Consider the following 26,071-nt stretch of genomic DNA (forward strand, 5'->3'; position numbering starts at 1 on the left):
ATAAAACTCTCGAAGACGATTCTTCGGGAGTTTTTGTTTTATAAAGATTGGTAATTTTGTAATTTTGCGTATATGATACGCCAAAATATTAAAGTAGCGGTAGATGCGGTAGTCTTTGGATATAAAGATAAAACACTGCATGTGCTTTTAATCAAAAGAGATATAGAACCTTTTAAGGATTCGTGGGCCTTACCTGGAGGTTTGGTGCTAGAAAATGAAAGTTTGGAAGATGCTGTAGAACGAGAACTTAAAGAAGAGACTAATGTTACCGTTGATTACCTAGAACAATTATATTCTTTTGGAAAACCAGGAAGAGATCCAAGAAATAGAGTGGTAAGTATTACTTATTTTGGTTTAGTAAAACCAGAGCATCATAGTATAAAAGCAGATACCGATGCTAATGATGTAGCTTGGTTTGATATTAATGAACTTCCAGAGTTGGCATTTGATCACGCTACAATTCTTGATTCAGCCAAAAAACGTTTACGAAATAAATTGACTTATGAACCTATAGGTTTTGATTTGTTGGCAGATAAGTTTCTTTTTTCTGATCTAGAGAAATTATATATGACGATTCTTGATAAACAGATCGATCGAAGAAACTTTAGAAAGAAAATATTAAGTTTTGGTATTTTGGAAGAATTAAAAGAAAAAATTTCTGAAGGAAGAGGAAGACCGGCAAATCTTTTCAAATTCAATCAAAAACAATACTTCAAGCTTAAAGAAGAAGGTTTCCTTTTCGATATTAAATAAAGACTCTGTAGTACTTAGAGCGCAGTCGAGAAGTAGTAGAACTCATTTTTCATTATTCTAAGATATCATATTGATCCCTCCTGAAGGATGAGAGCATCCACGGTTTGAGTGCAAAGTGGAATCCAAATTATAGTTATTAATACCCGTAAAACATCTTTTATTGTATTTTTTACGCAAAATATTTTGTCAATATATTGATCTGTTTTATATTTGCGTAAAAATAACACAATTATGCAGTATTTACATTTAGATCAGTCATTTACTCCATTCGATAAATCAATTGAGTTTACTTCGTTTGTTTTTAATGGTGGTGAGCCACATATCAAAATCTCTGAAAAATCCATAGGTAATGAAGTAACAATTACACATAGATTGAATTCATTTAATGATGTTGGTTTATTGTTAGTAGCCACAGATGCGTTGCGTAGAATGGGTGTGAAATTAATTAATGTTTTGATTCCGTATTTTCCTGCTGCAAGACAGGATAGAGTTATGGTTAGTGGAGAATCACTAAGTGTAAAAGTATATGCGGATATTATAAATACTCAAAACTATAACCAGGTGATGGTTTTTGACCCGCATTCTGAAGTAACTCCGGCGTTGTTGAATAATGTAAAAGTGATTGAGAACTATGAGTATGTAAAACAATGTTTGAATGAAATTAAGGAGGATGTGGTATTGATATCTCCAGATGGAGGAGCATTAAAAAAGATTTATAAAGTATCTGAGTATTTAGGAGGAATAGAAGTTGTAGAATGTTCTAAGAAAAGAGATGTAAAAACAGGGAAGCTATCTGGATTTAGAGTATACGAAGATGATCTTAAAGGAAAACACTGTGTAATTGTTGATGATATCTGTGATGGAGGAGGAACATTTTTAGGGTTGGCAACTGCATTAAAAGAAAAAAATGCAAGAAAGTTAAGTCTTATAGTAAGTCATGGAATTTTCAGTAAGGGATTTGAGGAATTAAACAAGTCATTTGATACTGTTTTTACTACCAATTCTTTTAGAGATATAGAAGAGGAGAACGTTGTACAATTTTCGGTCATAAAATAAAATTAATTAAAATGAGGATAATTTTATCAGCAATATCAGATGATTTAATAGAGGCTTGGAAACTTTATTTTTTAGAGGAAAAGGATGTCATTATTAAAAAAGAAGATATAACTAAATTAAAATGTGATGCGGTAATTAGCCCTGCTAATTCATTTGGATTTATGGATGGAGGATTGGATTATGCTTTGTCTGAGAGATTTGGTTGGGATTTAGAAAAGAAGCTCCAAAAAAGAATAAAAGAATTACCTGAAGGAGAATTGTTAGTTGGGAAATCTTTGCTTTTGGAGACTGATGATGATGATATTCCATTTTTGATTTCTGCACCAACAATGAGAGTGCCAACGAATTTTAATATTGATACCTCGATCAATGCATATTTAGCAATGAAAGCGATATTAATTTTAGCTAAAAGCGAAGTTAAAATAAAATCTGTAGCTATTCCTGGTTTGTGCACTGGAGTTGGTAAAATGAAACCGAAAATATGCGCAAAGCAAATGTTTATAGCATATCAAGAAATAATTTTAGGAAAGAAAATGGATTTTAAGGAGTTTGGTGATGCTCAGCGATACCATTGGGATATTAATCAAAAGGGTATGATATGGACAAATTAGTAGGTGTTTAAAACGTCCTACTGAAATTTCAACGTGAAAAATGAAGTGAACGAAACGTAAAATTAAATTTGTGAACAGTAGAAAGGATTGTCTCAAGTAGTATTTTTCTTTGAAAACAAATACTTCAACAATACAAAGGCGTTTTAATTTAATTTAGAGAAGTGAACGATATTTTTAGTTGAAATATCATAAGACTAGACTTTTTTGTTTCTTTTTTCGGCAATGGAAAAAAGAAACGCAATAACACTAGATAATCATGAAAGTAATAACAGCACCAACAAAAATAGAACTAGATAAAAATCTAAGTGTTTTTCTAGCAGGTAGTATCGAAGTAGGTGTTGCAGAAAGATGGCAGGATATAGTTATAAATGAGTTATTAGAATACAATGTAACCTTGTTAAATCCCAGAAGAGCAAGTTGGGATGCTAGTTGGAAACAAACAATAGACAATCCTATTTTTAAGGAACAAGTAAACTGGGAACTACAAGCCTTAGAACAGTCTGATATAATAATGATGTACTTTGATAAAAATACTAAGTCTCCAATTACATTATTAGAATTAGGGTTATTTGCTAGAAGCGGAAAACTAATCGTTTGTTGTCCAGATGAATTTTGGAGAAAAGGAAATGTAGCTATTGTTTGTGAGAGATATGAAGTAAAACAAGTAGATAGTTTAGAAGAATTGATTAATGAAGTAAAGAAGAGAGTGAAATGAAATACACATTACAAAACATACAAGAGCAGTTTAATAAAGGAAAGAGTTTGAAATATCTGTTCTTCTGGGGGCATACGCCTAATAAAGATGGAAGTATTGGTAAAAGTTGTTTTAGTCAATGGTGGAATCAGTCTTTCGAAGTAGAAGGAGTTGTCTATAAAACTGCAGAACATTGGATGATGGCTGAAAAAGCCAGATTGTTTGAAGACATTGAAATTTTAAAAGAGATTATTGATTGCAATCAACCAATGGAAGCAAAACAACTAGGTAGAAAAGTAAAGAATTTTGATCCTAAAGTATGGGATGCTCATAAGTACGAAATTGTAAAACAAGGAAACTATCATAAGTTTTCACAGCACCAAGAGTTGAAGGAGTTTTTATTGAATACCAAGAAAAGAATTATTGTAGAAGCAAGTCCAAGAGATCGCATATGGGGAATCGGAATGGGACAAGCTAACGAAAAAGCACAGAATCCAAATTTATGGAGAGGACAAAATCTATTAGGTTTTGCCTTGATGGAAGTGAGGGATGAATTAGATCCATAGGATCTTTAAAAATTAAGAAAATGAAAAAGACATTAAGAAAAATAACAGCAAAGGAAACGCTTGACATAACTGAACAAGGTTTCTATATTAATACTAAACAAGAAAAAATAGTTATTTCTGAAATTCAGAAGAACGCAATTTATGGAACAAAATTTTATGATACTAAAGAATTAGATGAGTTACTTATAGAGTCAGATACAATTGATAATTATAAAACATCTTTTGAAGTTGTAGAAGAAACAACGATAGGTAGTATACAAAGATTAGTTTCTTTAGGATTCTCCAACCCGATGTGCTTAAACTTTGCTTCTGCTAAAAATCCTGGAGGAGGTTTTTTTAATGGAGCACAAGCTCAGGAAGAAAGTATTGCGAGATCTTCAGGTTTATATCCATGTCAACTATCTGCTATAGAATTTTATGAAACGCATAGAGGAATGAAATCTTGTATGTATACAGATGGAATGATTTATAGTCCTAAAGTTCCGGTTCTACGAAACGATAAAGGAGAGTTATTCGATACTCCAATAGTAAGTTCGATAATTACAGCAGCGGCTGTTAATGCGGGAGTAGTTAAAAGGTTTGAGGCTGATAAGGTATCCAAGATTGAAGATATAATGAGAGTAAGGATTGATAAGTTATTAGCACTTTCGATAGCCAACAATCATAACGCTTTGATTTTAGGAGCTTGGGGATGTGGAGTATTTCAGAATGATCCTAAAATGATAGCGAAACTGTTTTCGGAATTATTAAAAGAAAAATATAAAGGAGTATTCGAAAAAGTGGTATTTGCTATTTATTCAAAAAACAAAAAGTTTATCGAAGCTTTTCAGAATGAATTTGAGAAATGAAATTAGAGTTAACGAATTATAAAGAACAAGAAGAAAACTGGCCGGAGCAAGGATATCATATTATGGCACAATATGATGATCAAAAAATAGTAGTATATCAATCGTATAGACCAGCTATTGGAAACTTTGCGGTGGAAAATCAATTTTTTGGTGGTCCATTTAGTTTAGAAAGAATGACTTGGATTAAGCCTAATTTTCTTTGGATGATGTATCGTAATGGATGGGGAACGAAAGAAGGACAAGAAGTTGTGTTAGCTATACATCTAAAGCGAGAGGCTTTCGAAAGTTACTTAAGTAACGCTGTGTACTCTTCATTTAAACCTGAATTATATTCATCTTATGAAGCTTGGCAAGAGGATGTTACTAATTCTGATGTTAGACTACAATGGGATCCTGATCACGATAAGTATGGGGTTAAATTAGAAAGAAGAGCAATTCAGATTGGATTAAGAAAAGAGTTTATAAAGTCGTATGCATCCGAAGATATTTTAGAGATAGAGGATATTTCACAATTTGTAAAAGAACAATATGAACTAGTACAATCTAATAATTTGGAAGAATTAACAACTCCTCTGGAAAAACCATTGATTTTTGAAAATGAGAAGTTGAATACATATTTGAAGTTAAAAGAATAGTAAAAAGATAAAAATGATTCAAGAAATACGAGCAGATTATGATAGAGATACGATTACGGTATATCAGGCCTATGGTAAATCTATTGCAGTGTCTGCTATCAAGAATAATAAGTTCGAATCACCTTTTTCTTTTAACCGAATGACTTGGATTAAACCTTCCTATTTGTGGTTAATGGAACGGAGTAATTGGGGAACAAAATCGAATCAGGAATATATCCTTGGAATAAAAATAAAGAGAGCTAGTTGGGAAAAAGCGCTGTCAATAGGAGTGTTAACAGATCCTGATAAAACTATTTATAAAAGTGGTGCTTTATGGGATAAGGAATTCCGAAATGCAAAAGTTCATATACAATGGGATCCAGAAAGAACATTAAAAGGAGCGAAGATGCAAGTAAGGTCTATTCAGGTGGGTATTGGTAGAGATTTAATAAAAGAATATAATGAAGAATGGATACAGGAAATAAACGATTTAACTCCGTTAACCAGGAAAATTCGATTATTACTAAAAGATGGCAAGTATAAGGAAGCTAAAAGATTAGTGCCCGGAGAAAAAACATATGAAGTTCCTGATGATACAAAACGAAGAATAGGAATTAGGTGAGCTAAGTAAAAAAGTGATGTATGAAACTAAAAGTACTCCAATCTGATATTACTACAATAAAAGTAGATGCTATTGTTAATGCCGCGAATACCTCTTTATTAGGTGGAGGAGGAGTTGATGGCGCGATTCATCGAAAAGGTGGTTCTGAAATTTTAGAAGCTTGTAGAAAGATTAGAGCTACCCAAGGTAAATGTAATCCAGGTGAAGCGGTGATTACTATTGCAGGAAATCTTTCTGCTAAATATGTAATTCACACCGTTGGACCTGTATGGAATACTGGAGGAAAAATAAAAGAAGAGCTATTGAGAAGTTGTTATGTCAATTCATTGCAATTAGCGGTGGATAATGGAGCGAGAAGAATTGCTTTTCCCAACATCAGTACAGGGATTTATAAGTTCCCTAAAGAGCTAGCAGCCAAAATTGCTATTGAAACAGTGAAGGATTTTAAATCAGATGAAATAGAAGAGGTGATTTTTGTTTGCTTTGATGAAGAGAATTATAAGTTATATGATAAATTGTTAAGGATATGAAAGAGATAAAATATGCAACATTATTCGGAGGATCTGGTAAGAATCGAGAAAGTAAAGAATATAAAGAGACCTTATTAATAGGTTCCTTATTAGCCGGAAAAGGATATGTAGTTAAAAATGGAGGATATGGTGGAATGATGGAAGCAGTTTCTAAAGGGATTACCGATGCAGGAGGAAAAGCAGTAGGAGTTACTTGTAAACAAGTAGGCTCAGTAAAAGGGAATGATTTTCTAACGGAAACTGTTGTAACCGAAACGTTATATCAAAGACTTGAAATACTAATTGATAAAACAGATCTTTTTATTGTTCAAAAAGGAGGCATAGGAACACTATCAGAAGTATTTTTGGCATTAGATATTATTCGAAAAGATTCATCCGAGAATAGGCCTAAATTATTCTTTATAGGTGATTTTTGGAATGAAATCATTGAATCCTTAAAAATAAATATCATACCAGAATATGAACATGATTTATTTATAGTGCTTTCGGATTATGAAGAACTAAAAATAATAATAAATAAAACTCTATAATAGAGTTAAAATGTCATGTTGAGTCTGTCGAAGGGCTCAGACTGACATAGAAGAAATATAAAATGAAAACAAATACGAAACAAATAAGTAAATTTTTAAGCCTTATTCTAAGGCACAATCCAGGTAAAATAGGATTAAAATTAGATGAAAACGGTTGGGCAGATGTAAGTGAATTAATAAACAAGGCAAATAAACAGCGTAATCAATTAAATATGGAAACGCTAAAAGAAGTTGTTGCTACGAATGATAAAAAGCGTTTTGCATTTAATGAAGATGAAACCAAAATCAGAGCGAATCAAGGGCATTCTATACAAGTGGATTTGGAGTATACACCCGTACAGCCTCCAGAGTTTTTGTATCACGGAACGGTAGGGAAATTTAGAGAAGATATACGAAGAAAGGGTTTGCTAAAAATGAGTAGACATCATGTACATCTTAGCGAAGAACTAGAAACAGCAATGAAGGTAGGTTCCAGAAGAGGAGTACCGATTATACTAACGGTTCGATCGGGAGATATGCATCTTAACGGTATTGAATTTTATCAATCCGATAATGGAGTCTGGTTAACCGATACAGTTGCTCCAGAGTATATCGAGTTTAAAAAGTAAAAGTAATGACCAAGAAAGTACTACATCCAGAAATTTTTTTATTAGAAAATTTTCTTTCAAAAGAAATGTGTGATCATTTCATAGAGAAAGGAGAACAGGTTTCATTTGAAGAGGCTAAAGTTTCTATTGATGGTAGACAAGTGATGGTAAAGGGCGTTCGTAATAATCAATGGATTATGTTTAAAGATCAATTGCTAGCAGACAAGATATGGAAGCAATTAGAACCTCACGTGGTACAGAATTTTGGGATTTATAAGGCGAATGGCCTTAATGAAATGTTTCGCATTTATAAGTATGAAGACGGGCAACGTTTTAAAATGCATCGAGATGGTAGTTATAAACGGAATGAGAAGGAATGTAGTTTCTTCTCATTTCTTATATATTTAAATAATGACTTTGAAGGAGGAGAGACCTATTTTGAGAATGGAATTACTGTAATTCCAGAAATAGGAGAAGCATTATTATTTCATCATCCATTGCGTCACGAAGGAAAACCTATCTTATCAGGAACGAAATATGTATTAAGAACAGATATAATGTATAAACTGGTAGAATGAGAACACTAGTAATTGGAGATATTCACGGAGGTTACAAGGCATTACTACAGGTGCTAGAAAGAGCTAAAGTAATACCATCAGATACATTAATCTTTTTAGGGGATTATGTAGACGGATGGAGCGAATCTGCAGAAACGATACAGAAATTAATAGATCTTTCGGTATCCAATGAATGTGTTTTTATTAGAGGAAATCACGATTTGTGGTGTGGCTTATGGCTGGATAAAGGAGCTACTAATCCTGTTTGGTTAGCTCATGGAGGAAAAGAAACAATAAATAGTTATATCCAATCAGGTTTATTAGCCAATAATTCGCATAAACAATTTTTCAATAATTTACAGAATTACTATATCGATTCACAAAACAGATTATTCATTCACGCAGGGTTTACTTCGATGCATGGAGTTGGAAGAGAAGAGTATGATTCCAACTATTATTGGGATAGAACATTGTGGGAAGCAGCTTTACTTGCCGATAAGGTAGAAGAAAAAACTTTAGAAGATATGCTTACTTCTCCTAAAAGATTTAATCATTATAAAGAAATTTATATAGGACATACACCTACGACAGATTATAAAATTAATGTACCAATAAAAGCATATAATCTATGGAACATAGATACAGGAGCAGCTTTTAAAGGAAAACTAACTATACTAGATATTGATACCAAAGAATTTTGGCAAAGCGATTCATTACCTTCCTTATATCCTAATGAAAAAGGACGAAACTAAGTCTTTCCTATTTTAGCTGAAAACGGGGTAGTTTCTACATGAAATTCTACCGATTTTTGTCATTCAAAATATTTATAATGATGATTATCAAATTTTCACTAGAACATACAATCAATTATAAGATCAAAATGACTTTTCTTTTGGTATTCAGTATGCTTTTATCCAACATTATTAATTCTCAAAATATGGAAAATACTATTGAGCACAATTCCTTTTTAATTGTAGAAAAACCCCAGAAAACATATATAGGAATTTATAAAAATGGTATCCCCTTTAATGGATATTTCCCCAAAGGAGATCAAGATTTCCCTAGAGTAGATTATTATGAAAATGGAGAGGCTAAGTTTCAATATTCATTAGATGTTTTTCAAATGGCTATGGGAGCCGAAATGGTAGAAACAGATGAAGAACTGTTTAAGGGAGAACAAGATGAAACGAGTGAAGAATACCAAATGAGTGAAGAAGAATACAAGGAATATGAGCGAAATTTATACAAGGCAAAACTCAATATAAAATCGGTATATAAAGATGGTCAAATTGTTCAGGGATATGAATATATCGAAGCACCTTCTGCTTTGTTTTCCAAAAAGATAATGGATGGTAAGGTTGTAGCATTGTATTTTGACATATTTGCTATGCACTACTATCAGAGAACTTCTATGATTCTAAAGAGTGATTCTATAGTTATAGAGTCTCCTACATTGGCTGTTGAAGGAGATAAATTTCAGACAAACTTATTAAAGAAAGATGAGTATTGGGAAATAAAATATGTCATGAATAATGAAAATGTAGGTTCTAAATATTTTGTAATAGGAGAAACTAATAATTTGCCCAAGAACAGTATCCTTTTTATGTATGATAAGAATGATAGTACTTATAGCTATGGTACGAGAGGTTTTCAAGATTATTTACCCACTCTTGATCTAATAAATATTTCAAATATCTTTTTTGATAAACCAGAAATTTTTAAGTCTACAGATATGAATACTTTTTTTAGTGATTTAATAGAAGCTACTATAGTAGAAACTAAGAGAGAAGAAGGGACGTACCCAAAAGAACCTGAAAAATATAGAGGGTATTTAGAAACTGGAGATAATGGGAATATCGTAACTGGAATACGATTTTTTAATAAAGGAGTAGACTCCTATTATGAAGAGTATATAGAAGGAAATAGTGCCAAAAAAGAAAAGATCGATATTGTTAATTTTCAAAAAGAGTTTAAAAACTACTTAAATAAGGTTAGAAACAAGTAGAATATAAAGTCGTTTTAGAAGAAATGTCTTTAAAAATTTTATTAATTTTAAAATAAAAACTATATTTGCGTATAATTAACGCAAAATAATTGATATATGAATCCACTATTATTAACAGACGGTTACAAATTAGGTCATAAAGAACAATATCCAGATGGAACTACTTTAGTGTATTCTAACTGGACTCCTAGAAAAAGTAGAATAGAAGGAATTGATCATGTTGTCTTTTTTGGATTACAGTATTTTATCAAAGAGTATTTAATCAAGAGATTTAATGAAGACTTTTTTAATCAACCAAAAGAAGAAGTTGTTGCAGATTATAAAAAATATGTAGATAATTATTTAGGTGTAGATTATGATACCGAACATATTGCAGCATTACATGATTTAGGATACTTACCAATTGAGATTAAAGCATTAGCAGAAGGGACAGAAGTTCCTATAAGAGTACCGATGTTTACCTTAGTAAATACAAAATCAGAATTCTTTTGGTTAACAAACTATTTAGAAACTCTGCTTTCTAGCATTATCTGGCAGCCTTGTACTTCTGCTACAATTGCTAAGCAATATCAGAAGATTCTTAGTAAGTATGCTATCGAAACGGACAAAGAAAATCTAGAGTTTATTACTTGGCAAGGGCATGATTTTTCGATGAGAGGAATGTCTGGTACAGAATCGGCTATTCTTAGTGGAATGGGACATGCACTATCTTTTTCTGGTAGTGATACTTTACCAGTAGCGAAAGCCTATGAAATGTATTACAATGCTGATGTTACAAAAGAATTGGTAATAGGTAGTGTAAATGCAACCGAACATAGTGTTATGTGTGCTGGTAGTAAAGATGATGAGATTGGAACTTTTAAAAGATTGTTGGAAACATATCCAGCAGGAATTTTATCTGTAGTATCAGATACTTGGGATCTATGGAAAGTATTAACAGAATATCTTCCAAAATTAAAAGAAGAAATTTTAAAGCGAGACGGAAAATTGGTTATTAGACCAGATTCTGGAGATCCTGTTGATATTATTTGCGGTTGTACTAATGAAGATCCTATAGTAGCTAAAGGTGTTATCGAATTGCTTTGGGATGAATTTGGAGGAACGATTAATGAGCAAGGATATAAGGTGTTAAATCCTAAAATTGGAGCTATTTATGGAGATAGTATTACTATAGACAGAGCAACTCAAATTTGTGAACGACTTAAAGAAAAAGGATTTGCATCTACTAACGTGGTACTAGGAATAGGTAGTTTTACATATCAATATAATACCAGAGATACTTTTGGATTTGCTATGAAAGCTACATACGTTGAGGTAAATGGAGAAGGAAGAGAGATTTTTAAAGATCCAATTACAGATGATGGAACTAAAAAATCAGCAAAAGGATTAATGCAATTAAATAAGTCTAATGGAGAAATCATCTTAAAAGATCAGTGTACAAAAGAAGAAGAAACCAAAGGATTGTTTGAGACTGTTTTTAAAGATGGTAGATTGATTCTTGATGAAAGTCTATCTGAGATAAGAAAACGGATGTTAGCATAAGATAAACACATATTGATTAAAACTCCCAAAGAGCCCTCTTTGGGAGTTTTTTTGTTTTTAAGACTATTATAGGGTTTATTATGAATAGCTTGTTGTTATATAGTACGATCCTATTTTGATTAACAGAAAAATAATTTGGTTGTTTTTTGTAAGGATCATTTTAAGATTACGACCTTCATTAAGGTACCAATCACTTGGTAACTAACTAACTTATAAAACACAAACATCATGAGTGCAATTTGGTTTTTTGAGGATGCCAATCTCTTCAAGGTATTATGTCCTCATAAATTTAGAAATTACAAAAAAGATCACGACTTCGACGCTTATAAAAAGAGCGATTACATTTATTTCGAAGAAGATTCAGCTAATAAAGTATACCTAATTGAAAAAGGAAAGGTGAAAATTGGCTATTATTCTGAAAATGGTAATGAAGTTGTAAAAGCAATCTTAACTCGAGGAGAGCTTTTTGGAGAAAAAGCAATTTTGGGAGAAGATCGAAGAACAGAGTTTGCTCAATCTGTTGACAATGCGACGTCCATTTGTCCTATTGGAGTGCAAACTATGCATGATCTTATGAGGGATAATCAAACATTTAGTCTAAAGGTTTATAAATTTATCGGTCTTCGTTTTAAACGTTTAGAAAGAAGGTTACAATTACTTTTATTTAAAGACACCAAAACTAGATTACTTGAGTTTTTGGATGAACTTAAAGAGGACTTTGGATATTGCTGTCCTAATACTGGGGATACAGTGATACAGCATCCATATACCCAAAGAGATATTGCTAATCTTATAGGTACATCACGTCCAACATTAAATATTATTATGAACGAATTAAAGGAATCTAATAGAATTGATTTCAATAGGAGAGAGATTCGTTTAAAAATTGTTGCCTAGTGTTAGCTACCTAACATTTTAAAAAGTTTTATGAAATTATTTTTACAGTAATAATAATCATAAAACAAAAGGCAATGTTTAAAAAATTAATAATAGGAATGCTTGCGGTAGGATTGATCGCAGTTTCCTGTAATGACGATGATGATACTGTACTTGTCGCTAATGCTGGTGAAATAGCTGGTGGTCCCTTCGAATTTGATGTGGATGGCGAAGCTGATATGGTATCAGGAATTACCTTAGATGACACCAATGCATTTGGTACAAGTAGTACATGGATAGTAACCGATGATCAAGGGAATATTCTTGGATTGCCACCTACATTAACTGCTGTAGAAGGAGTTAATTTTGATGAGGCTGGTGCAGGAACTTGTTTGATCTGGTATGCTAGATATAATGGTACTATTACCGGTTTAGAAATGGGTATGAATGCCAATGATGTGACAGGTGATTTTGATCTTTCCAATTCTATTACTGTTATAAGAAATCAAGTAGCTAACGCAGGAGTCATAGCTGGAGGACCATTTGAATTTGATGTAGATGGAGAAGCAGATATGGTTTCAGGCATTACATTAGATGATACTAATGTATTTGGTTCTGGTAGTACTTGGATAGTTACTGATGATCTTGGAAATATTTTGGGATTGCCACCAACAATAACTGCTTTAGAAGGGGTTAATTTTGATGGTGCAGGTGCAGGAACCTGTTTGATTTGGTATGCTCGTTACGAAGGAACAATTTCAGGTTTAGAAATGGGTATGAATGCCAATGATGTAACAGGTGATTTTGACCTTTCTAATTCAATTACAGTAGTTCGTAATCAAGTTGTAAATGCAGGAACTATTTCTGGAGGACCATTTGAGTTTGATGTAGATGGTGATGCTGATATGGTATCTGGAATCACATTAGATGATGCAAATGCTTTTGGGACCAATAGTACTTGGATTATTACAGATGATCTAGGAAATATTTTAGGGTTGCCACCAACATTAACAGCTGTAGAAGGAGTTAATTTTGACGACGCTGGAGTAGGTACTTGTTTAATATGGTACGCAAGATATGATGGAACTGTAACTGGTTTAGAAATGGGAATGAATGCTAATGATGTAACAGGTGATTTTGATCTTTCTAATTCTATAACTGTTATTCGTAATCAAGTGGCTAATGCAGGAGTAATTTCTGGTGGACCGTTTGAGTTTGATGTAGATGGAACTGCTGATATGGTATCAGGAATTACATTAGATGATACTAATGTGTTTGGTGATAGTAGTACTTGGGTTATTACGGATGATCAAGGTAATATTTTAGGATTACCACCAACATTGATGGCTGTAGAAGGTGTTGATTTTGACGCTGCAGGTCCAGGTGTATGTTTAATATGGTATGCAAGATACACAGGAACTGTAACAGGATTAGAAATGGGAATGAATGCGAATGATGTAACAGGTGATTTTGATCTTTCTAATGCTATCACAGTGACTAGAAACTGTAATACAAGCCCAGGAGTAATATCTGGAGGTCCTTATACTTTTACAGTAGATGGAACGCCAGATATGGTAAGTGGATTATCAATTGATAATACAAATGCCGCAGGGCCAAACAGTACTTGGATTATTACAGATGATCAAGGTGAAATTTTAGGATTACCAGGAACTTTATTTGATGTACAAGGTGTTGATTTTGATGCCGCAGGCCCTGGAGTATGTTTAATCTGGTATCTAAGATATGAGGACGGATTAGAAGGATTAGCAATGGGTATGAACGCCAACGATCTTAAAGGATGTTTCAGCCTATCGAACTCTATACAAGTAACAAGAAACTAAAAGAGATATTGAAAAAGAAATAAAAATCATTAAAGATAATGATAATGTGAACTTAACGTAGTAGCTTCTCTTCTCTTAGGAAGCATATCACAATAGTTCATTGTTGTTTTTTTGTTAGTTTTAAAGCGCAACCCCAAGTTGCGCTTTATTAATTTATATACTTTTGTAAGGAAACCTGTTTATACAGACAAATTTTAAAAGTAATACTATACTAGATCACTTATGAAATTCAATAAAAAAAACATATCTAATTTAATTTTTGTTATTTTTTTGTTGCTCTTTTTTATTCCCAGTACTAGGGGGATGATGCAAATTTTCTTAACACGAGTATTTTCTTTTAGCCCTAGTTTAGTGGATGTAGAAGAAAGAGCACAAGTAGCTTCATATGATTGGAAATTACATGGAGTGAACACAGAATCAATGAATTTCAATGTTGCAGAAGGTAAAGTGGTTTTATTGAATTATTGGGCAACTTGGTGTCCTCCTTGTATAGCAGAAATGCCATCTTTGCAAAAGTTGTATAATGATTATCAGGACAAAGTAGTGTTTGTTTTTCTCACCGAAGACGATGATCCTGAATTAAATAAGTTTATGAGTGATAAAAGTTATAATTACCCTATTTATCGTTCACTATCAAAACAGCATCCTAAACCTTTCGTTCATAAACCTATTCCAGGTACTTATCTTATTGATAAGAAAGGAAATATAGTAATTCATAAAGTTGGTGCTGCAGATTGGAATACAGAGAAGGTAAGGGCTACAATTGATCAATTAATTTCGGAATAGCCTTAACTCTTAAAGTACTTGAAAGGAACAAATAGCATTCCGAAACATTCTCCTTTATTTTTACCCAAATGTTTATGATGTATTTTATGAGCTCTTCGTACACCTTTGGCATACCAATGATTTGCATTTCTAAATAATTTAAAACGTTGATGAATAAAAATATCATGAACAAGAAAGTAGGCAATACCATATGCTAAAATTCCAAAACCAATAGATTCTCCAAACCAAAAAGTAACAGGATCATGAAGCATAATACACGACATACTTATTACAGCGTAGAAAACAAAAAATAAATCATTACGCTCCCACCAACTGCTATGATCTTTATGGTGATGATCTTTATGTAAAGACCATAAAAATCCATGCATGACGTATTTGTGAGTAAACCATGCCATAAATTCCATAAAACAAAATGTAGCTATAAAAATTGATATCCAAACAAGAGTATTCATTTTAGATAATTTTTTTAATATACTATTAGATTAAGTTCAATCTATAATCAAAATATGATTTAGCTAATAGACCAAATTTTTGATAATTAGGAACACGTATTCTGGTATTCTTTATTTCAACAGAAGGAGTCGACTTTAGTTTGTTCAATAACTTTTTGTAATAAATGTAAGCCGTATAAACTCCAAATTTAGCTTCTGCTGGTAGTTTCATAATACCTTCGAAACCTTTGTCAAAATCTTCTTGAATTTCTTCTATAATTCTTAATTTAGACATTTCATCGAGTTGTGTAAGATCAGTATCAGGAAAATAAGTACGACTTAATTCTTCGAAATCAGCTTTTAGATCTCTTAAGAAATTTACTTTCTGAAAAGCTGAACCTAAATGCATAGCACTTTCTTTAAGTTCGTTATATTTCTTATCATCTCCTTTCACAAATACTTTAAGACACATTAGCCCAACCACATCAGCAGAACCATATATATATTCTTTATACTCGGCATTAGTTAAGTAATCTGTTTTATGAAGATCTAATCGCATACTCTTCATAAATGCTTCATATAATTCTGGTTCAATGTTGTAATCGTGAACCGTTTGCTGAAAAGAGTTTAAAATTGGATTTAAGCTTATTTTTTGCTCAATCGCTTTATACATTTCAGTTTCAAAGTCATTAAACAATGTTTCTTTATCGTAATCGTGAAAACTATCAACTATTTCATCTGCAAACCTTACAAATCCATAAATATTATAAATATCCTGTCTAATAGAATCAGATAACATTTTAGACGCTAGAGAAAAAGAAGTACTATACGAATTAGTAACAAGTTTACTACAACTATAAGAAACGGAATCAAATAAAGCTTTCATGGATATGGTTTTAGTTAGGTTTAAGTCTCGATGTGTTGTGAGAATTAATAATTAGATCTTTAATAATAGTGTTGAATAATCAATTGTGTTTTACATAAATTAAACAGTTTGAAGTTTCGGTTTTCTTGATACATTTAACTGTGATTCTATTAATCCTGCTACTAATTTACCAGATATTAAAGAAGGTGGAACTCCAGGTCCAGGGACAGTTAATTGACCGGTGAAAAATAAATGCTTTACTTTTTTACTTTTCAACTTAGGTCTTAGGAATGCTGTTTGCAACAGTGTATTAGCCATTCCGTATGCATTTCCTTTATATGAATTATACTCTTTTACAAAGTCCTTAACACAAAAGGATTCTTTAAAGATAATATTATTTTGAACAGTTTGCTCAGTTAAATCTTCAAAACGCGTTATAATTTTATCAAAATAAGTTTCTCTTAAATCCGGAGTATCTTCTATTCCAGGTGCTAAAGGAATCAAGAAAAAGCCATTTTCTTTTCCTTCAGGAGCTGAACCAGAATCCGTAACAGACGTAAAATTAGCATAAAAAAGAGGTTCTTCTGGCCATTTTGGGTCATCGTAAATGTCCTTTGCATGTATATCAAAATCTGTATCAAAAAATAAATTATGATGATGAATGTTTTTTAGTTTTTTGTCAAAACCTACATAAAACAATAATGAAGAGGGAGCAAATGTTTTGCGTTCCCAATATTTTTCTGAATACTGTCGATATTTAGGTTCTAATAACGTTTCACTATGATGGTAATCAGCACCGGATAATACTATATCTGCATTTATTTTAACGCCATTAACGACAATACCATTTGCAACTCCATTGTCCACTTCAATTTTTTCTACAGGAGAATTAGTAAAAAAATCAACACCTAACGATTCTGCTAACTTTTTCATTCCTAGTATTACCTGATACATTCCTCCTTTTGGGTGCCAGGTCCCTAATCCAAAATCTGCATAGTTCATAAAACTATAAAAAGCAGGAGTGTCACTTGGTTTTGCTCCTAAAAATAGTACCGGGAATTCAAGGATTTGAATCAGTTTATCGTTTTTAAATTCTTTTCTAACTTCTTTTGAGATAGTACTAAAAAATTGTCCAATTTTTTTGATGGTTTCTTTAGTAACCAATTCTATAGGCGAAACACCTGGGCGATATACTAGTTCATTAATCGCAATATCATAGTTGTTTTTGGCAGCATCAATAAATTTTTTAAGTTTTATGGAACTTCCTTTCTCCTCTTTTTCAAAAGCAGTATATATCTTTTCTAAAGTATCTTCAATTGTAATGCTTTCTTTGTTTTCAAAAAAGACTTTGTATGCTGGGTTTAATTTATCTAATGTGTAAAAATCAGAAGGGGAAGTGCCAAAATCATTAAAAAATTTTTCAAATACGTCTGGCATCCAATACCAAGAAGGTCCGATATCAAATGTAAATCCATCTTTTTTAAGTTGTCTCGCTCGACCACCAACGGTATCATTTTTTTCGTAGATAGATACATCATATCCTGATTGCGCCAAATAACACGAGGCAGAAAGAGACGAAAAGCCAGAACCAATGATTACTACTTTCTTTGACATAGTGGTTTGTTTATAAATAATATGTTATAATTCTTTAATTAGATCTGTGATAGATGAGAAATAACGGTGGTTGGGAGCGCTATTTTCAGATATATGCATGGTTTGCTTTCCTAGCATCCAAAACTCACTTTCACGTTTCGTACATATTATATCATTAAATTTTGCAACATAGTCTTTTATTTTGTCTTTTTCAGGTCTAACAGTGAAATAAGATAAAAATGTAGTGTTTTCATGAAAAGTAAGCATATTGGGTAAACTATCTAGTGGAATACTAGGACCTAAATAGATAGCTTTATATCCTTGTAGTAATATTTCATAGTTAATATATAATAAACCTAATTCATGAATCTCATTTTCTGGAAGGAAGAGTATAAAAGCCCTATCGGTTTTTGTAGATTTAGAATACTGTAGTTTCTCAATATTAATAAGTAGTTTTTGCTTAATTAAGTTAGTTATAAAATGTTCGTGAGATGGACTTATAGTATTTGTTTGCCATAACAAACCAATCTCCGTTAACAAAGGGATGAAAACATCAGTAAATATTTGTCTAAAGGTTCTTTTCTCAGCTAATTGCTCATAAGTTCCTAAAAACAATTGAAGATCATAATTAAGCATGGATATTTTAAGAGAATTGATTGCTTGATTTTTTGTGCTATTGTCAGAAACAATTCTTCTCACATACTCATCTATTTCTTCATTATTAAGTTTTGAAACTCTAGATATTTTATATCCGCTATTTACTAAATAAGTTACATTAAGTAATTTCTGAAGACTTTTTAAACTGTAAGTTCTTATATTGGTTTCTGTACGATCTGGTGACAATAAATTATATCTTTTTTCCCATATCCTGATCGTATGCGCTTTAACTCCGCATAAATTCTCCAGATCTTTAATACTAAAATTTTGTTTTATATTGTTCACCTTTTGTATAAAATAGTTAAACAAATTTAAACAAAAAGTAGATAATCTATAGATAGTTCTTGTTAAATTATTAACGATAACTGTTAAAAAGATATTTAGAAACTGAATTTGAAATTTAAAAGGCTTATGTATTTTACAGTAAAAAGCTACTTCTATAGAAATACTTAAAAGAAAAAACCAGAGACATTTGTTTTTAAAAACCGCAATGCTTTCGTGATATGAACTTCTACAGTTTTTGTAGAAATACCTAGAATTTCAGCAATTTCCTTATGCTTTTTCTGTTCCAATCTGCTTAATTTAAAAACCTCTTGGCATTTTTTTGGAAGCTTTTCGATTGCGTTTTCTATTTTTAACCAATCTGCTTCTTGTTGCGTTTTTTCATTTTCTTGGTATAATCTAAAAAGCGCTTCCCATTTTAATTCATCTAATAAATCGATCTCTTTTTTTTGTTTACGCAAATGCATCAGGTATTCGTTATGACAAGATCGAAAAAGATAATTTCTAAGTGAAGAGGTAATGTGCAACGTAGATTTTTTTTCCCAAAGCCTTAAAAAGACATTTTGTACAAGATCTTCTGATAATGTACTATCCTTAGATAACTTATGGACATAATTACATAACCAGTCATAATATTGATCAAATAAAATTTTATAACTTTTTTGATTACCCTCTATTAGCCCGTTAATAAGTGATTTTTCTATGTTATTGTGTTGATTCTTCATGATAACAATCACTTGCTAAATTATAAAAATTAAAATAAAGTAGGGGATTGATGTGATTTTTGCATCATGTATGTAGAAATGTAGAAGAATGGATAATTATTTAACAATAATTGAGAAGTATTTAGAAGGAAGTATTTCTTCTTTGGAGAAAGAAACTTTGAAACAATGGTTACAACAAAAACAGGAGCATCGAGATATTTTTGAGAAAAAAATTGCTCAGTGGCATGCTTCCAGTAAAGATATTTCTGTAAACTCTGATAAAGCTTTTAACCGTTTTTTAGATTCGATAAAAGAAAAGAAATTAAAAGAGAGTAAAGTGATTACCTTAAAGACTTTAAAAAGAGTATTTCAATATGCAGCTATATTTATAGGGGTTCTGGTATTAGGGTATTACTTAACTAGATTAAACCCGTCTAATGTAGAAAATGTGGAAAATTTAGTATCTACTGAAGCGGTAAAAGATGATAAGATCAAAATTGTACAAGAAGATGGAACTATTACTTATATAGATGTAAACAGTCTATCGGATGTCATAACTGCTAATGGTAGTATGATTGGTAAAAAAGATAGAGATAAGTTGGTTATTGCCGATAATGTTGAAAATTCGGAGGAAGTAGAGTATTTGGAGATTTCTATTCCTAAAGGTGAAATTTTTCAATTGAGTTTGTCTGATGGAACGAAGGTTTGGATGAATGCTGATAGTAAACTAAAATTTCCTAAAAATTTTATAGCTAAAGAAGCAAATAGATTGGTATATCTGGAAGGAGAAGCGTTTTTTGATGTTACTACGAATAAAACACAACCATTTATAGTAAAAACTAAAGAGATGGATGTAAAAGTTTTAGGGACACAGTTTAATGTATCCTCTTATGCCGAGGATTCAACTATTAAAACAACGTTGGTTGAAGGTGAGGTTGCTATAAATGCTAATGATAAATTAAAGGAATTGAAGCTGAAACCAAATGATCAAGCGGTATATTCTAAGGATGACAAAGTAATAGCAAAAAAGAAAGTGAATACAATGCTATTTACATCTTGGATGCAGAAAAAGATGATAATACATAATGAACCTTTTGCTGAGGTAATTAAGAGGTTAGAGAGGACTTACAATGTAGAAATTATAAGCACAAATCAAAGATTAAATAATACTAGATTTACTGGAGAATTTGATACGGAAAATGTAAAACAGATTCTTAATGTATTTTCCAAGACTATAAAATTTAATTATGAAATAGAAAATAAAAGAATTGTCATCGCCCCGTAACTAAGAGGCAATAATCATTCGGGACTTATCAAAAGATTTATTAATACAGAGAATTTGATAAGTTCTGTATGATGTAAGAAGATTAAAATCAATCCATAAAAAAAAGGAAGTGCTGCAACACTTCCCTTATGGTCTGATTATTATTTAACTGAGTACTAACAACCAAACTTTTCAAAATTATGAAAAAAAAGGGTAACCGTACGCTATTTTCACACCTAGCGCACAAATCAATCGTTTTAAGAATGAGGCTTACATTAGTTTTATTTTGTTTTTCCATCTTTCAGCTGATGGCAACTTCCGGCTTTTCGCAGGGCGAAATAGAACTTAATTTAGAGCAAACAAGTATTGCTAATGTAATAGAAGAGATTAAAAGTCAGACTTCGTATAAATTCTTCTATATTAATGATGAAGTCAATCTAAATCAAAAAACTTCTATTAAAGTAAAAAAGGGGACTATAGAAGAAGTATTATCTATACTTTTTGAAAATACAGATATCTCTTATTCTATTATAGAGGAACAAATTGTATTGAAGAAAGTTTCAGATGTAAAAGAAAAACTTAAAATTATTAGAGAGATAAAAGGTAACGTAAAAGATTCTAATGGGAGTCCGCTTCCTGGGGCTAATGTATTAGTAAAAGGGACTACCATAGGAGCGCAGACAGATTTTGAAGGGAATTTTATAATCAATATACCAGATGATAATAGTATACTGGTCATTTCTTATATAGGTTTTGAAACTGTGGAAGTTGATGTTACAGGAAAAGATTTTATTTCAGTGGCTTTAAAAGATGCTTCGGCTCAATTAGATGATGTTGTGATTGTAGGATCTAGAAATCCTAGTCGTACTGCTACAGAAACAGCAGTGCCTATTGATGTAATTGATATTACACAAATAGCAACACAAGGACCTCAAACATCGGTAAATGAAATATTAAATTATGTAGCACCATCTTTTACTTCCCAAACACAAACAGTATCTGACGGAACAGATCATATTGATCCTGCATCTTTACGTGGTTTAGGGCCTGATCAGGTATTGGTTTTAGTAAATGGAAAAAGAAGACATAACACCGCATTGGTAAATGTAAATGGAACTGTAGGAGCAGGTAGTGTAGGGACCGATTTAAATGCAATTCCTACAGCAGCTATTCAGCGTATCGAAGTATTACGAGATGGTGCAGCCGCTCAATATGGTTCTGACGCAATTGCCGGAGTAATAAACATTGTATTAAAAAAAGGAACTAATAAATTGGATGTTACATTGACTACTGGAGCAAATTTTAGTAAGAATTCCAACCAATTCGATGGAGGTAGTGATGGAGAAAAAGTAAAGCTTGATGTTAATTATGGACTGCCAATAGGAGATAATGGAGGGTTTATTAATTTTACAGGTTCATTGTCAACAAGAGAACCGGCGTTACGTAACAAAGATTATCAAGGAGATATTTTTAGAGGCTTCCACGGAGCAGAACGTATTTTTGCTGCTAGCGGAGGAAATGTTGCAGAAATGACATTAGTTGATTATCAAGCAGCTTCACAGGATATTTCGTACTTAGATCAGGTAACGAAGGATCAGATCGCGGCATTGGATGTTAGTGATCCAGCTGATATCGATACATTTAGGACGCTATTAGATTTTGATGCCGATGAGGATGAATTATCAGCCAGAGGATTAACACGTACTGATTTTAGATTTAAAGTAGGAACAGCTAAATTACGAGAAGGGAAGTTCTTTGCTAATATGTCTATTCCCCTTGGAGAAGATTCAGAATTCTACAGTTTCGGAGGGATCAGCTATCGAGAGGGTCTAGCATCTGGATTTTATAGAAGACCAGCGCAAGCAGATGGTAGAGCAAATACTCCAGCGTTTCCGAATGGATTCTTGCCAACTATCGGAACTGATATCGTAGATAAATCAATAGCAGTTGGTATCAAAGGAAAAGTAAATGAATGGAATGTGGATTTTTCCAATACTTATGGGATTAACAATTTCGATATTACTGTTGGAAACTCAAGTAATGGAACTTTAGGAGTGGCTACGCCGCGGAGTTTTGATGCAGGAGCCTTGAGTTTTATGCAGAATACTACAAATCTTGATATTGGTAGATTCTATGATGATATTTTTAAAGGATTAAATATAGCGATGGGAGCAGAGTATAAGGTAGAGAATTATACCATTAGTGCTGGAGAAGAAGCGTCTTATACAAGTTATGATATTAATGGTAATATTGTAACAAGTACTACTCCAGAAACAGATTTGGTGCGTAATAATTTTACAGGAGCGGTTCTTGGAGGAGGTTCGCAAGTATTTAGAGGTTATGATCCTAATAATGAAACTGATGAATATAGAAATAGTATCGCTGGTTATATTGATTTGGAAGCAGATTTTACAGAACAATGGTTGGTAAGTCTTGCAGGTAGATATGAGAATTTTTCAGATTTTGGAGATACATTTAATTACAAATTAGCAACTCGTTATAAAATAACTGAAAACTTCTCAGTTCGAGGTGCAAATAGTACAGGATTTAGAGCACCATCTTTACATCAACAATTTTTTAGTCGTACTAGCACGGTTTTCGTAGATAATCAGCCATTTGAACAAGGAACTTTTACTAATAATAGTAGGGCAGCTTCATTGATAGGGATAGCACAATTGAAAGAAGAAACATCCAGTAGTTTTAGTCTTGGGCTCACTGCTAAAGTTCAAAATTTCACTATTACGGCAGATGCATATTTAATTAATATAGACGATAGGATTGTGTATAGCGGTAGTTTTGGAAATGGAGGAGATCCTGAATTAACGCAGATTTTTGAAGATGCAGGAGCAACTAGTGCTCGATTCTTTGTTAATGCAATAGATACAAAATCACAAGGAATAGATGTGGTGGTGGCACATAAAATGAATATTGGAGAGAATATGATACTTAAAAATGATCTTTCCGCCACATTTGCTAAGACTGAAGTAGAAGATATAAGAGTTCCGGAAAGAATTGCTGCGGCAGGAGAAAGTGGAAGTTTTTTCGATGGGCAAGAAGAAGCTTTTTTAACATTAGCGCAACCAAGAACCAAGCTGAGTCTAACCAATGCTCTATCTTTTGGGCGGTATGATATTTTACTTAGAAACGTATTCTTTGGAGAAGTTACAGATCCAGATGATTTTAATGGAGATCCAAGAGTAGATGGAACTGTAGTTAGTGATGATGCGGTGTATGGAGGAAAAGTGGTTACAGATCTTTCATTTTCTGCAAAAGTTTTAGAAAATCTAAATATTACGATTGGAGCTAATAATTTGTTAGATGTGTATCCTGATGAAAATAGAGCAGGAGGAACAGCGGGTGACCAATTTGTGTACTCCAGAAGAACTTCTCAGTTTGGATATTCAGGTAGGTTTTTATTTGCAAGAATTAATTTTAGTCTTTAGATAAGAATATTTTAGAAAAGTATAGGCAAGGATATTCTAATCCTTGCCTATTTTTTTATTTTAAGTAATCCATTGGATCCATGTTTTTTCCATTAAGTTTTACCTCATAATGAAGATGAGGACCAGTAGAAAGGCCTGTGTTTCCGCTTTTTCCAATAACTTGCCCTTTGCTTACTTTTTGATTTTCTGTTACTCCGAAACTGTCTAAGTGAGCGTACCAAGTTTCATAACCGTTAGCATGGGTAATAACAATTAAATTTCCCCAATTTCCTTTATCCTTTGCTACAGAAACTGTTCCATCTTCAGTAGCTAATACTGAAGTTCCAATTTTAGCTCGGATATCTATTCCTTTATGAATTACTTTCTTTTTTAAAAGAGGGTGTTTACGGGTTTTTCCATAAACCGCAGTGATGTTATCTTTTGAGCCATTTTCGATTGGAAATATCGAAGGCGGAATTTCGACCTTGATTTCTTCCTCTATAATATCATCCACAATATTCTTGTCATCAAATTTAGGTTTTATAAATGCTGTTAAGAGTATTATGAAAATTGGTAATAGTAAGATGTATCTAAAAATACTTTTTTGATTAGAATGGGTTTTTGTGATCATGTCTATTCGTTTTTTGATTAATGAATGATTAAAATAACTATGTAATTTTTTTGTTTGTTTGGTTTGTAACGTATTGATAAGGAGTTCTAAATAATAGGATTTTTTTATTTGAGTATTTAGAACAAAGCTATCTGCTTGGAATTCGTGAACAGATCGTATTGATTTTCTGAAAAAATAAGAGAATGGATTAAACCAAAATATAACAATATATATTTCCGTAAGTATTAAATCTGCAGTATGCCATAGCTTAATATGTGCTTTTTCGTGTTCTATAACAGCTGAGGCAATTTCATTTGTTTTATTATTTGGAATAAAAATCCAGCCGAAACTTGAGAATATATGAGGAGTATCTGTTGTAACAAAACGATATCCATCTTTCGAAAATATAGTGGACTTTTTCTTTATTCTATAAAGCTGTATTACAGATAGAGATAATCGAAATATTGCTATAAAGAAGCCCAAGATATATATTGATGAAAGAAGATTAGTTAGATAATTCTTTTCTTCGGAGTGTGGCTTTTTTGGTAAAACAACTTCTGTTGCTGGTTGATCTATTGGCAAAAGTTCCTTAAAAAGAGGGATTGTAATAGTTTCGGGGGTTACAGTAAATTCTATTTGATTTAGTAGTGGAATACCTAAAGAGCAAGGTATCAATAAGAGTAATACTACTCTATTAATCTTATGAAAAGTTAATCTTCTAAAGAATAAATAATAAGAACAGTATAATATGGCTAAACAAAGACTAGCTTGAAACAGGTATGTTAAAATATTACTCATTTTCTTTTTTCAATTTTTCAATTTTTTCTTCTATAAATTGTTTCATGTTCTCTAGTTCTTTAACATTCAAATCTTCATCATTTGTAAAAAACATGGCAAATTTGCTTATAGAACCGCTAAAGAAATTTTTCACAACACCTTTAAAATGATTTTTGAAATAAACTTCTTTAGATATGAGTGGGTAATATTCTTTTATTCTTCCATAGGTATTAAAACTTATGAATTTTTTGGTAACTAAGGTTCTAATTACTGTAGAGATGGTAGTATATGCAGGACGAGGTTCTGGAAATTGCTCTACGATATCTTTTAGAAACGCTTTTTCAAGCTTCCACAAGTATCGCATAATCTGTTCCTCTGCTTTCGTTAAGTCTTTCATATCGCTAATGTAACTATAATTTTAGTAATATTACTATAAATATAGTAAATA

General features: G+C 32.0%; 27 protein-coding genes. 20 read left to right on the plus strand and 7 right to left on the minus strand.

Features of this window, described 5'->3' with window-relative positions; all coding sequences use genetic code 11:
- Positions 1-72: 72 nt before the first annotated feature.
- The 18 genes from NMK29_RS04080 to NMK29_RS04165 all read left to right on the plus strand — a co-directional run bounded on the left by NMK29_RS04080 (position 73) and on the right by NMK29_RS04165 (position 15,018).
- Positions 73-753 (plus strand): NUDIX domain-containing protein, encoded by a 681-nt coding sequence (locus tag NMK29_RS04080; RefSeq protein ID WP_108801697.1) that lies wholly within the window; start codon positions 73-75, stop codon positions 751-753.
- 231 nt (positions 754-984) lie between these two features.
- Entirely contained in the window at positions 985-1,809 is an 825-nt protein-coding gene (gene prs, locus NMK29_RS04085; RefSeq protein WP_108801698.1) for a ribose-phosphate diphosphokinase, read from the plus strand.
- An 11-nt stretch (positions 1,810-1,820) separates the two neighbouring features.
- The gene (locus NMK29_RS04090; RefSeq protein ID WP_108801699.1) at positions 1,821-2,420 is read left to right on the plus strand and encodes a macro domain-containing protein; all 600 of its coding nucleotides are present in this window, start codon (positions 1,821-1,823) and stop codon (positions 2,418-2,420) included.
- A gap of 256 nt (positions 2,421-2,676) precedes the next feature.
- Positions 2,677-3,135: a nucleoside 2-deoxyribosyltransferase domain-containing protein gene (locus tag NMK29_RS04095; RefSeq protein ID WP_108801700.1), complete on the plus strand. Its 459-nt coding sequence runs from the start codon at positions 2,677-2,679 to the stop codon at positions 3,133-3,135.
- Positions 3,132-3,680, plus strand: coding sequence for an NADAR family protein (locus tag NMK29_RS04100; protein ID WP_108801701.1), 549 nt, complete (start codon positions 3,132-3,134; stop codon positions 3,678-3,680). Before NMK29_RS04095 ends, NMK29_RS04100 begins: the two co-directional genes overlap by 4 nt.
- Before the next feature lie 20 nt (positions 3,681-3,700).
- Entirely contained in the window at positions 3,701-4,528 is an 828-nt protein-coding gene (locus NMK29_RS04105; RefSeq protein ID WP_108801702.1) for a TIGR02452 family protein, read from the plus strand.
- Entirely contained in the window at positions 4,525-5,163 is a 639-nt protein-coding gene (locus tag NMK29_RS04110; protein WP_108801703.1) for a DUF4291 domain-containing protein, read from the plus strand. The genes NMK29_RS04105 and NMK29_RS04110 overlap by 4 nt, the downstream gene beginning before the upstream one ends.
- Positions 5,164-5,176: 13 nt before the next feature.
- Entirely contained in the window at positions 5,177-5,764 is a 588-nt protein-coding gene (locus NMK29_RS04115) for a DUF4291 domain-containing protein (RefSeq protein ID WP_108801704.1), read from the plus strand.
- A gap of 20 nt (positions 5,765-5,784) precedes the next feature.
- A complete protein-coding gene (locus NMK29_RS04120; protein ID WP_108801705.1) occupies positions 5,785-6,294 on the plus strand; it encodes an O-acetyl-ADP-ribose deacetylase in 510 nt (169 codons plus the stop codon).
- Positions 6,291-6,824: an LOG family protein gene (locus NMK29_RS04125; protein ID WP_108801706.1), complete on the plus strand. Its 534-nt coding sequence runs from the start codon at positions 6,291-6,293 to the stop codon at positions 6,822-6,824. Before NMK29_RS04120 ends, NMK29_RS04125 begins: the two co-directional genes overlap by 4 nt.
- Before the next feature lie 62 nt (positions 6,825-6,886).
- On the plus strand, positions 6,887-7,432 hold the full coding sequence (locus tag NMK29_RS04130; protein WP_108801707.1) for an RNA 2'-phosphotransferase: 546 nt from the start codon (positions 6,887-6,889) through the stop codon (positions 7,430-7,432).
- 5 nt (positions 7,433-7,437) lie between these two features.
- Positions 7,438-7,989: a 2OG-Fe(II) oxygenase gene (locus NMK29_RS04135; protein ID WP_108801708.1), complete on the plus strand. Its 552-nt coding sequence runs from the start codon at positions 7,438-7,440 to the stop codon at positions 7,987-7,989.
- Entirely contained in the window at positions 7,986-8,720 is a 735-nt protein-coding gene (locus NMK29_RS04140) for a metallophosphoesterase family protein (RefSeq protein WP_108801709.1), read from the plus strand. The genes NMK29_RS04135 and NMK29_RS04140 overlap by 4 nt, the downstream gene beginning before the upstream one ends.
- A 77-nt stretch (positions 8,721-8,797) precedes the next feature.
- Positions 8,798-9,973 carry a hypothetical protein gene (locus NMK29_RS04145; protein ID WP_254097162.1) on the plus strand — a complete coding sequence of 392 codons (1,176 nt, stop codon included), beginning with the start codon at positions 8,798-8,800 and terminating at the stop codon, positions 9,971-9,973.
- 96 nt (positions 9,974-10,069) lie between these two features.
- The gene (locus tag NMK29_RS04150; protein ID WP_108801711.1) at positions 10,070-11,515 is read left to right on the plus strand and encodes a nicotinate phosphoribosyltransferase; all 1,446 of its coding nucleotides are present in this window, start codon (positions 10,070-10,072) and stop codon (positions 11,513-11,515) included.
- Between the two features lie 228 nt (positions 11,516-11,743).
- Positions 11,744-12,412 (plus strand): Crp/Fnr family transcriptional regulator, encoded by a 669-nt coding sequence (locus tag NMK29_RS04155; protein WP_108801712.1) that lies wholly within the window; start codon positions 11,744-11,746, stop codon positions 12,410-12,412.
- A 74-nt stretch (positions 12,413-12,486) separates the two neighbouring features.
- Complete coding sequence (locus tag NMK29_RS04160) at positions 12,487-14,232, plus strand: hypothetical protein (protein WP_234424197.1); 1,746 nt, start codon at positions 12,487-12,489, stop codon at positions 14,230-14,232.
- 306 nt (positions 14,233-14,538) lie between these two features.
- The gene (locus NMK29_RS04165; RefSeq protein WP_234424198.1) at positions 14,539-15,018 is read left to right on the plus strand and encodes a TlpA disulfide reductase family protein; all 480 of its coding nucleotides are present in this window, start codon (positions 14,539-14,541) and stop codon (positions 15,016-15,018) included.
- Positions 15,019-15,020: 2 nt separating this feature from the next.
- Here NMK29_RS04165 and NMK29_RS04170 read toward each other — a convergent pair whose 3' ends face one another.
- The 5 genes from NMK29_RS04170 to NMK29_RS04190 all read right to left on the minus strand — a co-directional run bounded on the left by NMK29_RS04170 (position 15,021) and on the right by NMK29_RS04190 (position 19,571).
- Positions 15,021-15,470: a beta-carotene hydroxylase gene (locus NMK29_RS04170; RefSeq protein ID WP_108801714.1), complete on the minus strand. Its 450-nt coding sequence runs from the start codon at positions 15,468-15,470 to the stop codon at positions 15,021-15,023.
- A 25-nt stretch (positions 15,471-15,495) separates the two neighbouring features.
- Entirely contained in the window at positions 15,496-16,335 is an 840-nt protein-coding gene (locus NMK29_RS04175) for a phytoene/squalene synthase family protein (protein ID WP_027395598.1), read from the minus strand.
- A gap of 99 nt (positions 16,336-16,434) precedes the next feature.
- Entirely contained in the window at positions 16,435-17,928 is a 1,494-nt protein-coding gene (locus NMK29_RS04180; RefSeq protein WP_108801715.1) for an NAD(P)/FAD-dependent oxidoreductase, read from the minus strand.
- Positions 17,929-17,952: 24 nt separating this feature from the next.
- On the minus strand, positions 17,953-18,849 hold the full coding sequence (locus tag NMK29_RS04185; RefSeq protein WP_108801716.1) for a MerR family transcriptional regulator: 897 nt from the start codon (positions 18,847-18,849) through the stop codon (positions 17,953-17,955).
- 164 nt (positions 18,850-19,013) lie between these two features.
- Positions 19,014-19,571: an RNA polymerase sigma factor gene (locus tag NMK29_RS04190; protein ID WP_108801717.1), complete on the minus strand. Its 558-nt coding sequence runs from the start codon at positions 19,569-19,571 to the stop codon at positions 19,014-19,016.
- Positions 19,572-19,659: 88 nt separating this feature from the next.
- On the opposite strand from NMK29_RS04190, the gene NMK29_RS04195 reads away from it, so the two are divergent.
- Entirely contained in the window at positions 19,660-20,835 is a 1,176-nt protein-coding gene (locus tag NMK29_RS04195; protein ID WP_108801718.1) for a FecR family protein, read from the plus strand.
- A gap of 287 nt (positions 20,836-21,122) precedes the next feature.
- Complete coding sequence (locus tag NMK29_RS04200) at positions 21,123-24,257, plus strand: TonB-dependent receptor (RefSeq protein WP_159092071.1); 3,135 nt, start codon at positions 21,123-21,125, stop codon at positions 24,255-24,257.
- A gap of 55 nt (positions 24,258-24,312) precedes the next feature.
- On the opposite strand, the gene NMK29_RS04205 is transcribed toward NMK29_RS04200, so the two are convergent.
- The gene (locus NMK29_RS04205) at positions 24,313-25,644 is read right to left on the minus strand and encodes a M23/M56 family metallopeptidase (RefSeq protein WP_108801720.1); all 1,332 of its coding nucleotides are present in this window, start codon (positions 25,642-25,644) and stop codon (positions 24,313-24,315) included.
- Positions 25,637-26,020, minus strand: a complete 384-nt coding sequence (locus NMK29_RS04210; protein ID WP_027395604.1) for a BlaI/MecI/CopY family transcriptional regulator — start codon at positions 26,018-26,020, stop codon at positions 25,637-25,639. Before NMK29_RS04210 ends, NMK29_RS04205 begins: the two co-directional genes overlap by 8 nt.
- Between the last annotated feature and the right edge of the window lie 51 nt (positions 26,021-26,071).

The organism is Aquimarina sp. Aq107, from assembly GCF_943733665.1.
Lineage (GTDB): Bacteria > Bacteroidota > Bacteroidia > Flavobacteriales > Flavobacteriaceae > Aquimarina.